General features: G+C 46.7%; 6 protein-coding genes. 5 read left to right on the top strand and 1 reads right to left on the bottom strand.

From position 1 onward, the window contains the following. Window positions 1–1,042 (bottom strand): glycoside hydrolase family 11 protein (locus tag IKW96_RS02515; RefSeq protein ID WP_296569932.1); only part of this gene is annotated, 1,042 nt, incomplete at its 3' end. A gap of 780 nt (window positions 1,043–1,822) precedes the next feature. Between IKW96_RS02515 and lepB the strand changes: the two genes are divergently transcribed. The 5 genes from lepB to IKW96_RS02490 are packed head-to-tail and all read left to right on the top strand — an operon-like array spanning window position 1,823 to window position 10,991. Then, entirely contained in the window at window positions 1,823–2,386 is a 564-nt protein-coding gene (gene lepB / locus IKW96_RS02510; RefSeq protein ID WP_296569930.1) for a signal peptidase I, read from the top strand. Window positions 2,387–2,415: 29 nt separating this feature from the next. Further along, window positions 2,416–3,759, top strand: a complete 1,344-nt coding sequence (locus IKW96_RS02505; protein WP_296569929.1) for a hypothetical protein — start codon at window positions 2,416–2,418, stop codon at window positions 3,757–3,759. Window positions 3,760–3,761: 2 nt separating this feature from the next. Then, entirely contained in the window at window positions 3,762–4,463 is a 702-nt protein-coding gene (locus tag IKW96_RS02500) for a class B sortase (protein WP_296569927.1), read from the top strand. Window positions 4,464–4,492: 29 nt separating this feature from the next. Beyond that, entirely contained in the window at window positions 4,493–5,242 is a 750-nt protein-coding gene (locus IKW96_RS02495; RefSeq protein WP_296569924.1) for an FctA domain-containing protein, read from the top strand. Then, entirely contained in the window at window positions 5,235–10,991 is a 5,757-nt protein-coding gene (locus IKW96_RS02490) for a hypothetical protein (protein WP_296569922.1), read from the top strand. The genes IKW96_RS02495 and IKW96_RS02490 overlap by 8 nt, the downstream gene beginning before the upstream one ends. Window positions 10,992–11,374: the final 383 nt, after the last annotated feature.

The raw sequence follows: 11,374 nt of genomic DNA, 5'->3' as shown, positions 1-11,374 counted from the left end.
GCTGCTGGCCCTGGTTCCAGTTGTTCCAGTCGTTGTTCTGCTGCTGACCCTGGTTCCAGTTGTTCCAGTCGTTATTCTGCTGCTGACCCTGGTTCCAGTTATTCCAGTCGTTGTTCTGCTGCTGGCCCTGGTTCCAGTTGTTCCAGTCGTTGTTCTGCTGCTGGCCCTGGTTCCAGTTGTTCCAGTCGTTATTCTGCTGGCCCTGATTCCAGTTGTTCCAGTCAAAATTCTGCTGACCCTGGTTCCAGTTATTCCAGTCGTTATTCTGCTGCTGACCCTGATTCCAGTCATTATTCTGCTGCTGTCCGCCGCCTGAACCGTCGGTGCTTACTGTAACGCTTTTAACGTTAGCAGAACCGTTTGATCTATATCCCTCAATGTTGAGAGATACCTCATAAAGAGTACCGGACATATCGAGACCTGCTTTTTCCCATGCCTCGAAGTGCTTTGATACGTCGATAGTGCCCTTCATGTAATTTGTCTGATTGTTAGCTGAACCGCTTGTCTGACGAACGCTCCAGTACTGCGGGAATGTAGCAGTACCGTCAAGTGATGGCTGATTGTAGCGCATAGACTTGCGGATATCGTATGTGTTTCCGTTAAGGGAAACCGTACCCTTGTTCTCTCCGTCGTTTCCGGGTGGTCTCCAGTCGCCCCAGCCTTCAACGATGTAGTATTCCATAAGAGGATTTCTTGTCCATCCGTATACGCACATATACGAATTTCCTCTTGGTGTATATTCTACATCATAAGTGAGGACGATATTGCCGATCTGCTTGTAATTCTTTTTCTGGCTGTCGTAGTTCTTACCCATTCTTGCAAGGAAGTTTTCGATATTGCTCCATGAGCAGGTGAAAGAGCCTGCACCCGGGTTCATCGAAGCCTGTCCCTGGCCGTTCTGGTTCCACATTTCGTAGTCGTATCCGCCTACGTTTCCTCTTGTCTGCTGATCAGCAGCTGAGGCAACAACAGGAACAGATGATGCGATCATCATTGCAGATACTGTGCCGCCGAGAACTTTCTTGATTCTTGAAAGCTTCAATAAAATCACTCCTTTAAATAAAACTAAAGATCCTTCGGATAAAAATGCTTGCTTCGAGCTCGTTTTGTAACAGGTAATTGCTTTTGTCTTGCTATCCCCCTGATACGCAAACATTAATATCTGTATATTATTATAGTATATTAACTAAATGTAATACAAGCCAAAAATTGCGGCTGTGATATTATCTGACTATTTATTGCGATTTAACAAAATGTTCATTTCTCTAAAAATAGGGAAAAATAACCACAGCACTTAAAAAGGCAGCAATAAATGACATGAATTTGTATTCAAAAATTGCGGTATATATATAATGCAACTTGTCATATCACAATGCATATATCGCCGGAATAACATAATAGTTCAGTTAGGGATAAGCCTGATGTATTATAATGTATCAGATCATGTGAAAGCGGGAAAAATATGAACAAAATATCGGCAGAGTGCAACTTCAACATATTATTCATGGCTTTTTTGGGAGTTTTCACGTTGACATTGTAATATAAAAGTGATATAATTAATTCGATATACATATTATATATCGGTATAAGAATATGAAGTTTTTCGATTATCTGAAAACATATTATGCAGACGACACTCAAAATCGAGCGATATAGGTTTTGAAGTCCTGTTTGGAGGGGGCTCGACAGTAATTCTGCCTGTATTATCCTAAGGATAATACTGCTTTTTCATTTACAGGGAACTGTACCGCCGCGCCGGAGCGCCATTCTGTCCGTTTGAGGATTGGAAAGGCTTCTGACGCGGCTTTTTTAGGAGAGACCCATGGAAGAAAACGTTAATTCGGCTGCAAGCATTACTGATGGCAAAAACGCCGGTGCAGCTCCGAAGCCGAAGAAAAAACGCACCGCCTGGAATTACGCCCTTTCCTTTTTTTTCAAGCTGGGACTTACGGCACTTGTGATATGGGGACTGCTAACTTTTGTTGCAGGGATACATATCTGTCATGATAACAGCGCCTATCCCTCCGTAAAGGACGGGGACTTCTGCCTTACCTACAGGCTTGCGAAGCTCAGGCAGGGCGCCATGATAGCCTACAGGCAGGACGGCAGGACAAGATTAGGGCGGATCATAGCCATGAGCGGTGACAAGGTGGAGATATTCAACGACTACATAATGGTGAATGACTATGGTATATCCGAAAATGCGGTATATCCGACTTCACCCGAGGGTTCGGCGATAGCCTATCCCTACATCGTACCTGACGATCACGTATTCGTACTGAACGACTTCCGCAGCGATATTTCCGACAGCAGAACATACGGCGGCATACCGCTTGAAGATGTTGAAGGAGCTGTGGTGTTTACCATGCGAATGCGCGGTATATAGACAATATTAAATATGTGGGAGGAATTATGATGAAAACTAAAAGATTTGCGGCAGCTGTTGCTTCTCTCGGTATCATTGCTGCGATTGCAGGTACAGTACCTATGAGCGCAGGTGCAGCAGGTTTGTACGCCGGTGTTAAGGGCGGCGAAGTTTCTTTTGAAAAATACCTTTCTATGAAAAATGAGGCAACAGTTCCCAATGTTTCTTTCGGGCTGAAAGTCGAGGCAATAAGCGATTCTGAAGTCAAGGCTGCTACAAACAGCACGCTTGCAGTTCTGAAAGGACCTGATACTGCGGAGAACCATATTAAGTTCAAGAGCAGCGTGGCAGGTGTGACTGTTGGTGATGATACAAAGACAGCGTCTGTTGCTTTTTCAAGCACTGACACAACAGAATCCGAGGATACAAAGGGCGCAAAGAGCACCTGCTTCAGAACTTCCACAGGTGCAGATGAAAAGTATGCCACAAAGACGGTCACTCTCGACCTCAGTGATGTTACCTTTGATGAACCCGGCGTATACCGTTATAAGATAACCGAAGTTGAGACTACACACGTTGCAGGTGTTTCAGATGATACAAACAATGTCCGCTATCTTGACGTATATGTTAAGAATGTTGAAGACAACACTCAGAAAAAACTTGAAATACAGGGATATTATATACATACAGGCGATGAAGCTCCTGTGACGGGAAATGCTGACAGTAGCAAGAAATCGACGGGCTTCGGAAACTATTATGACACCAATGATTTGGCATTCAGAAAGAATGTTACAGGTAATCAGGGTTCAAAGGACAAGTATTTCAAGATAACTGTCACACTGGACAATCCCGACGGGCTTACCGTTGACGACAGTGATACTTTCAAGCTCGAAGGTGAATGGGACAAGACACCGTCTGCAAATTCTGCAACTATCTATAGTGTTGATGACATGAAAACTGCAAATAATATAAATACTATAACATACGGAGACCTTAAAGCCGGCTATTCGTTCTATGTTCATGACCAGCAGAGAATAGAGATACAGGGTATACCAAGCGGACTCGGTTATACCGTCGCTGAAGAGCCCGAGGATTATGTGCCGTCTGCTGCTTTGGATCAGAACGGTGATATCAAGACCGGCGATAAGGGCGAAAATGCGGGAACAGATATCATCGTAAACGACGAGCAGGGCAAGAACAACATGAAAACCGTTTCCGACTCTTTCCTCAAGAGTGATGCTGCTGTTATTTTCACCAATGACAGAGCAGGAAATATCCCCACAGGCGTACTTATGTCAGTTGCAGGTTCTGCAGCTATAGCGGCTATAGGTATCGCAGGCATATTTGCAGGAAGCTTTTATCTTAAGAAGAAGCGCTCCGAGGACGAGCAGTAACCTTGCTCAGATTCTGGAAAAAGCTCAATGAGCTTTACGGATGGCTGGCGATAGTGTTTTTCGGCTTCATAATGCTTATCGGTATATGGCAGTGTTATGACAATTACTACATATTCGAGCATTCGGGAAACAGTGATATCCTGAGATACAAGCCGAGATCACACAGCGCAGACGGAACAGCTGCAGCGGAAAACCCCATAACCGATGAAATGGTTGCGTGGATAACGATCGACGGTACGAATATTGATTACCCTGTAATGCAGGGTAAGGACAATACACATTTCCTTAATACCGATCCATGCGGAGAGTATTCTCTCACCGGGAGCATTTTCCTTGACAGCAGGAGCAGTTCCGATTTTTCGGACGAATATTCCGTTATATACGGACATCATATGGATTATGGAAAGATGTTCGGAGCCCTGGACGATTTTCTGAGCGAGTCATACCTTGAGAGCCACAGTACGGGAACTCTGATGCTGGGCAGAAACGGTGAAAAGACTTGCAGCCTGAGAGTATTTGCAGCCATGAGAGTGAGCGCCAGGGAAAAAATAGTATTTGATATGGATAATAACAGGATAAGACAGTTTATCCGCAGCAATGCCGAGGTGCTTACCGAGGAGAGCGAGTCGCGGATAGTCGCACTGTCGACCTGTGCCGATGCAGATTCGGTCACGAGGATAGTTGTGTTCTGTTATATTGATTAAATATAGATCAAAAAGAGGGAGGCTTGTATATGAAAGCGGTCAGAAGATTCGCAGCTTTAACGGCAGTATACATGGTCTCCGTCTTTTTTTGCGTTTTCGGAGCTCAGAGCGCCTATGCCTATGAGGCGGTATGCGCCCGTATTCCCGTAAACTGCTATGAATTTTCGGAGCTTGAAGATCTTGAATACAGGATCAGGATCGAAGCCGAGACTTTCGGAGCTCCCGTTCCCGAAAAGGATATCCTTGAAATAAGCGAGGACGGCACCGGCTATTTTGATATCAGTATCACCGAGCCCGGAACTTTCAGGTATAAGGTGTACGAGATCGCAGGTGACGATATTAACATAAGTTATGACGAAAAAAACTATGCGGTTACGGTATATGTTGAGCGCACAGACGGTGAAAAGCTTGTCCATTCAGTAGTTGCCGGCAACCTTGACGGCAGCAAGTCCTCGAAGATAGAGTTCAGGAACGCTTCCGTAAACGGAAAGGGCGCAAACAGGGATATATCCGATGATAACAATACAGTAACGACTACTGTGACGGATACGGCGGCAGGAACGACAGCTGCAACAGTTACCACAACTGCTGCGGTCACGACTTCGGCGGCAAAAGCTGAAAAAGCTCCGATAAAGAAGATAGTTGATTCCGTTCTGACAGGGGACAGCTTCCCTGCACACACGGTCAGGGCTGTAATGGCTGTCGCAGGTCTTGCAGCTGTATATACATTCCTTTTCAGGCGAAAGGACAGCGGGGAGGAAGGTAAGAACGATGATTGATCTGAAGAAACACATAGTAAGCGCAGTATGTGCAGTTTCTATGGTGCTTTCTGCTGTTGTGAACCCCTTTTCTTCTGTTTCGCCGGCTGTAGGCAGCACAGAGAGCACAGGCTGCGAAGCTGCCGTGAATGACGGTGAGCTGATACAGCAGAGCTTTGAGCTGTATCCCAATGAAGAGGATCAGGAAAGGACTATAACACTGGCAGGCGAAATGCCCGAGGGAGCTGTTCCCGAGGCGGTCAACGTTTCGGAGGAGCATGAGGGTATCGTGGCATATGATATCAGCATTTCCGACGGTGACGGCGAGTATCAGCCCGATGAGGAGCACCCTGTCTATGTTGAGATAAATGACCCTGCTATTTCACAAGAAAGCGGTATCGAGCTCTGGCATATAAGCGATGACGGCGAGCGTGAGAGAATAACGGATATCACCGTTGATGACGGAAAGATCAGCTTCTATGCGGTGGGATTCAGCGTTTATGAGATAGTTGGCAGCGAACATCAGGAGAATGTTCCCCTTGAATCTGTAAAAAGCATTGACGAGCTTATGGGTGACAGAGCAGAGAAAGGTTTTTACTGGTTCTATTCAAGTGATATTTTTGTTACAAGTGAACTAAACAGCGATGGCTGTCTGAAAGAAAGCAGTAAAAAAGCTGACGCGGCAATATGGTATTTTGAAGCCGATAATGGCAATTACCGCATTTATACCCGTGTGGACGGAAAAAAGAAGTATATCTGCACAGACAGCGGAAATAAAATAAAGCTCAGCGATAATTACGACCTTTTTGAAATAAGCGAGACGCAGGGAAACAGTTTTTATTTCAAGAATAAGGACTATGATAAATGGTTACAGCACTCCAACGGCGGAGGCGGCATCAGATATTATACCGCTAATAGCAATGCTGTTAATTCGTGCATGAAGCTGTATTTCAACAACACGGTCACTTCTGACGACCCGTGCGGACTTGACGGAAAGAGCTACGGCTTGTTCCACTATACAGAAAATGCCACATCGGGCAATGCCTTTATGTCGGCAGGGGATTCACATTCGCTGGTAAAGCTGGTACTCAGAGCCGACGGAAACAACAGGGTACTTTACGTAGATCAGGACAACGAGATCGACAGGTGGTGCTTTGAGTATGAGTCTGACGGAAAGTACCTGATATATACGGAAAATTCAAACGGCAGGCTGTATCTCTGCGCTGACGGCGACGGGATAAGCACAGCTGAAAGCAGTGAATACGCTGACAGATTTACCATAGATTCCGACGCTTCAAACAGGATACGCATAAAGTCGAACGGCGTATACCTTACATACGTGGCAGAGACCGAAGGCTTCGGCGTTACTGGCGACGGAAGCAGGGCCGAAACATGGATGTGGCTCCTTGACAGGGCTGAGCTTGAGGAAAAGGACCTCATCACCTTCTCGGCTGACCGTGTCAGCGTGTCCGATATAAAGGATGGGACCAAGGTTATTGTCTATATCCGTATCTGGAACGAAAAGGATCTCAGATACGATATGTATGCCGTTGACTATAACGGTTCGCTGTATCCGTGCTATGCTTCGGGCGGCAAGATAATGTGGCTGGGCGACGGTACCTGCTCTATGGAATGGAAGTTCAAGGAGTACCTCGACCCTGTTACAAAGGAGCCCAACTATTACTATGAGCTGTACAATCCTTATTCAGAAAAGTATATAGCTCCGCAGTTCTCCACACAACAGGTGCTTGGAGAGGAGCCCATTGGCATAAATATGCAGGGAAGAAGAAAGGGCGATTTTTACAGCGAGATAATCGCATGGGACGACGCCCGCGTAAAATATATCGGAATGCGTCCGAATGCGGAAAAAACTGCTCTTGAACCATGTTCGCAGGCAGTATGCTATCCTTTCTATTTTGCAACTCTTGAGTCGCTCAACCTCAGCGATGACCTCCACGATGTCCCTACGATCGATAATAACGAGTTCGGTATCAAGATGAAAATGGTGGATATCGACAGGATACCGGGACGGAAGAACGGCGGACCGCTGACAGCGACCGTAACAAGGGATTACTTTGGCGAAGCAGCAAGTACGGACAACCTGGTAAAGGGGCTGCTGAGTAATAATCTGAAGGAAAACGGCTACCCGGATATAGCAGGTCCGAGCGGCAATACAAGCATAGGAAAGGACCTTGCCGAGGTCTTCAATACCTCGGAATCAAGGACAGTAAACCACCTCTTCCTTGAAAAGGTTTATAATTCAAGCGGATATTTCGAGTTCGACAGCTGTCAGAACTTCGCAACTCTCAAAAAGACCGACGATAACGGAAATATCGTTTTCAACGAAAATGCCGATAAGAGCGAGACCAGTTTTACGGTATACCGTGAGCTTGGCACTCACGATCACAGTAAATCCAATTCCCTTAAACACGGACAGTTTTTCCCGTACGATACGATAAAGCCGGGAGTATATTCGGCAGAAGGAAACAACCCGGTAAATCTGTATTCAAATATGAGAAAGGAGCTCTCAAAGGACGATCCGAGAAAGTACGAGCAGCTCCACAAGATACAGAATGAGGACAAAGAACAGGCGGATTTCTATTTCGGAATGGAAATGGAAGCTTCCTTCGTGCAGACTCCCTCGGGACTTGACGCATGGGGACACGATATCATATTCGAGTTCGCAGGCGATGACGATTTCTGGCTCTATGTCGACGATGAACTTGTGCTCGACCTGGGCGGTACGCATTCCGCTCTTATGGGAAAGGTCAATTTCAGGACAGGCGTTGTAACATACGATGACAGCAAAGATCACAGCGATAATATGAAAACAAAGACCCTGCGCGAAATATTTGCGGATAACTACAGACAGAGGAAGCCCGCTGCGACCGAAGCTGAAGTCAATGGATACCTGTCGCAGTATTTCGCGGACGGAGAGAATGTTTTCAGTGATTATTCCACCCATAAAATGAAGATATTCTATATGGAGCGAGGCGGAAACGCTTCAAATCTGTATATGAGATTCAACCTTGCGGCTGTAACTCCCGGTCACGTTGTTATGTCGAAAAGCCTTAAAGGCGAGGGTGCCGAGGATCTCGACACCGACTTCATGGAATATCCTTTCCAGATATACTATACTCTTCCTGACGGCGAAAACGGCGGTCCCGGAGAAGAAAGACTTCTCGGAAACAATGATAACTATGTGGGAGTATCATATCAGAACTCAAATCAGCCCGTTACCTTTGTGGAAAAGTACCGACCTCCCGGATTTACGGAAGAGCAGGCGTACAGGAACATCTATTTCATAAATCCCGCAAAGAATGCGGAGATATCCTTCCCCGACCAGACTATCAGCTACAGGATAGTGGAATGTGCCGTTGACAGCACGGTCTACGGCTCTGTAAAGATAAACGGCGAGGATGTGCCTGCCGACAGGGTAGAGGTAAAGGGCGATCTCAAGAGCTATTCCTCGGAGACGGGGACTGCTGATAAAAAGCCGAGCATTTCCTTCGATAACTATGTTCGGGACAACGTAATAAAGGATCTTTACTTCACGAAACAGCTCCTTGATGAGGACGATCACGAGATAACAGACGATCCTGCGCTGTTCAGCTTCAGGCTCTATATGTCGTCAGTGGAAGTTCCTGTGGAGGATATACCTCTTGCGAATATGTATAAGTACTATATCCTCAAGGACAAGAAGATCTGCGTATACGACTACGATAATGAGAAGTATGTGGCGACTGACCTCACATACAGCCACGATACGGTCAAGGCTGTGGACGAGGGACTTGTAGAGGGCTACGATCACGATGATATAACCTTTGTATCATCGGGCTTCGGAGCTATTGCGAATATCCCGGCAGGCTATACGGTCTGTGTTCCGGGACTTCCTGTGGGCTCGGTGTTCAGGATAACCGAGGACGTGAAAACGGGCTACGGTCTTGTCGGATACGAGCGCGAGGACGGTGAAAAGGTAGAGAACGGAGTCTCAATACCGATAGCTTCGTACAGCGAATACGGCGATAATCCCCTTAATGTCGGACTTGTCAACGCTGAGGAGAATCCTCAGATGAAGATAAAGAACAAAAAGGGCTACGGTCTCAATGTAAACAAGAAGTGGAGCGACCTCGATACCACGATATCTCATTCCCCTGTTTATGTGGCGGTATATGTGGACGGACAGCTCCTTGAAGGCTCGGTTAAGCAGATATCTTCGACTTCGACCTCTGCATATTACTTCTGGGCGAGTCTCAGGCCTAATGCTGACGGCAGTCCGCGCACGGACTTCGGGGGCTATGAGGTCAGAGAAGTTATTCTCGGCGGTGCTCCTTCGGTGTCAGCTGACGGTACGGTTACGGGTTACAGCTCGGTAAAGCCTCTCGGAAGCGGCGAAAAAACCAAGGTGACTGCTACGAGGACGCTGAAAGCTACTCCCGCAGGAGAATCCCGTGACAAGGATTACAACTATGTCGTAGCTTATCGCAAGGGAGCAGTGGAGGGCTCTTCGAGAACCGATACTATCATAAATAACCGCGAGGGCGGTATCGGTATAAGGCTGTTCAGGTGGAACAGCGATGTGCCGCTCAGCGGCGGAAGCTTTGAGCTCTCGGAAGGCGGTAAGGTGCTCGGCGATTACAGCGCCGACAGCAGCGGAACTATAGCAATGATGTACAATTTTGAAAGAGAAAAGATGTACACTCTTACGCAGAAAGCCGCTCCAAAGGGCTATGTCGGCTTACAGAAGAAGCTATGCTTCAGGATAATGGACGATGATACCATTGAGCTTTACGAAGGCGACGGAATTACTCCCTGGGGAGGAAACAACGCCGGATGGGCTGGCTGGAGCGAGGGCGAAAACGGTATAACCGCCTATGTGGACGTTTATAACAAGCCCTTCAATTTCAAGATAGTCAAGACTGACAGCGCGGATCCTGGCTTAAAGCTCGGCGCGGCGCATTTCGCGCTCTATAAGCAGGTGCCTACAACTATCAGCGGCTATGTCAAGAACAAAGACCCTATGACCGGTTTTGAGGATATGGCTACTGAAAACGGTGAGGTCAGCGTCTGCGGCGGAAACAGCGGCAGATATATCGACCCGGGCGTTAACGGTTCAGTCTACTTCCTTACGGAGACGCAGGCTCCTTTCAACTATAAACAGCTGGAAGATGATATCATCTTCCGTATTTCGGCTATAGGAGTTCCCTCGCTGATAAGCGATTCCTATAACGGTCAGCTGGTGCAGACCGAGGACAGCTATATCTATACTCTCAGCGTTCCGAATGTCAAGGAGGACAAGACGCTGGAGTTCCTGACCATCGAGAAGAAGGTCGTGGGAGCTTACGGAAACAGGAACAAGGAATTTACATTTACTTTGAATGTTGACAATCCTCAGAACAGCGACGGATACCAGTGGGCAAAGAACGGCGAGGAACAGGCTGTTATGCCGAAGACCGGCTGCAAGTTCATCATGAGGCACAATGACAGGGTGCAGATAGCCCTGCCGAAGAATGTGAGCGTTACCGTGAGCGAGAAGAACGAGCACTATAAATCCACGTTCAAACGCGATGATGATGAGGCAAAGCAGACGGATAATATGTCCTTTGAATTCGTGGGCGAGACTAAGCTTGTGGTTATAAACAGGCTTGACGGCGATATCGCTACCGGAATTGCAGGTACGGTCGGACGTTCGCTGCTGCTTGTGCTGATACCTGTGCTGCCCCTGGGAATGGCAGTATGGTCGAAGAGAAGAAAGCGGCGGGTGGATTAGCCTTTAGCTATAAGGGTTTCGGCAAAAACAATATTATTAATGTATGGACGCCTTCGGGCGTCCTTTTTGTTGGACGTCATAAATAATGCGTTTCTATAAGTGGGCTGAAACAGGGGGCTGTTAAACGGAAAACCGTTTAATAAGGAAAAAATAATTTTCAAGTTCTGCGTTTTGCACAAAATAAGTGCGGCTGATTTGTGAGGGGTTAACAATGAAGTTGCTTCTTTGCCGTTTTTTGAGTTATAGAAAAAAGCTATAACTCGTAATGGTATTTATGGATTGGACAAATATATAAAACCGATGTATAATATAGGCATACCGAACGAAAGGAGAGGTACAATGAAAAAACTGAATACTCTTGACCGTCTCCGCTCTGTTGTAAG

It is taken from the genome of Ruminococcus sp. (assembly GCF_017549005.1).
GTDB lineage: Bacteria > Bacillota > Clostridia > Oscillospirales > Ruminococcaceae > Ruminococcus.
This window is presented reverse-complemented; position numbering and strand designations above follow the sequence as displayed.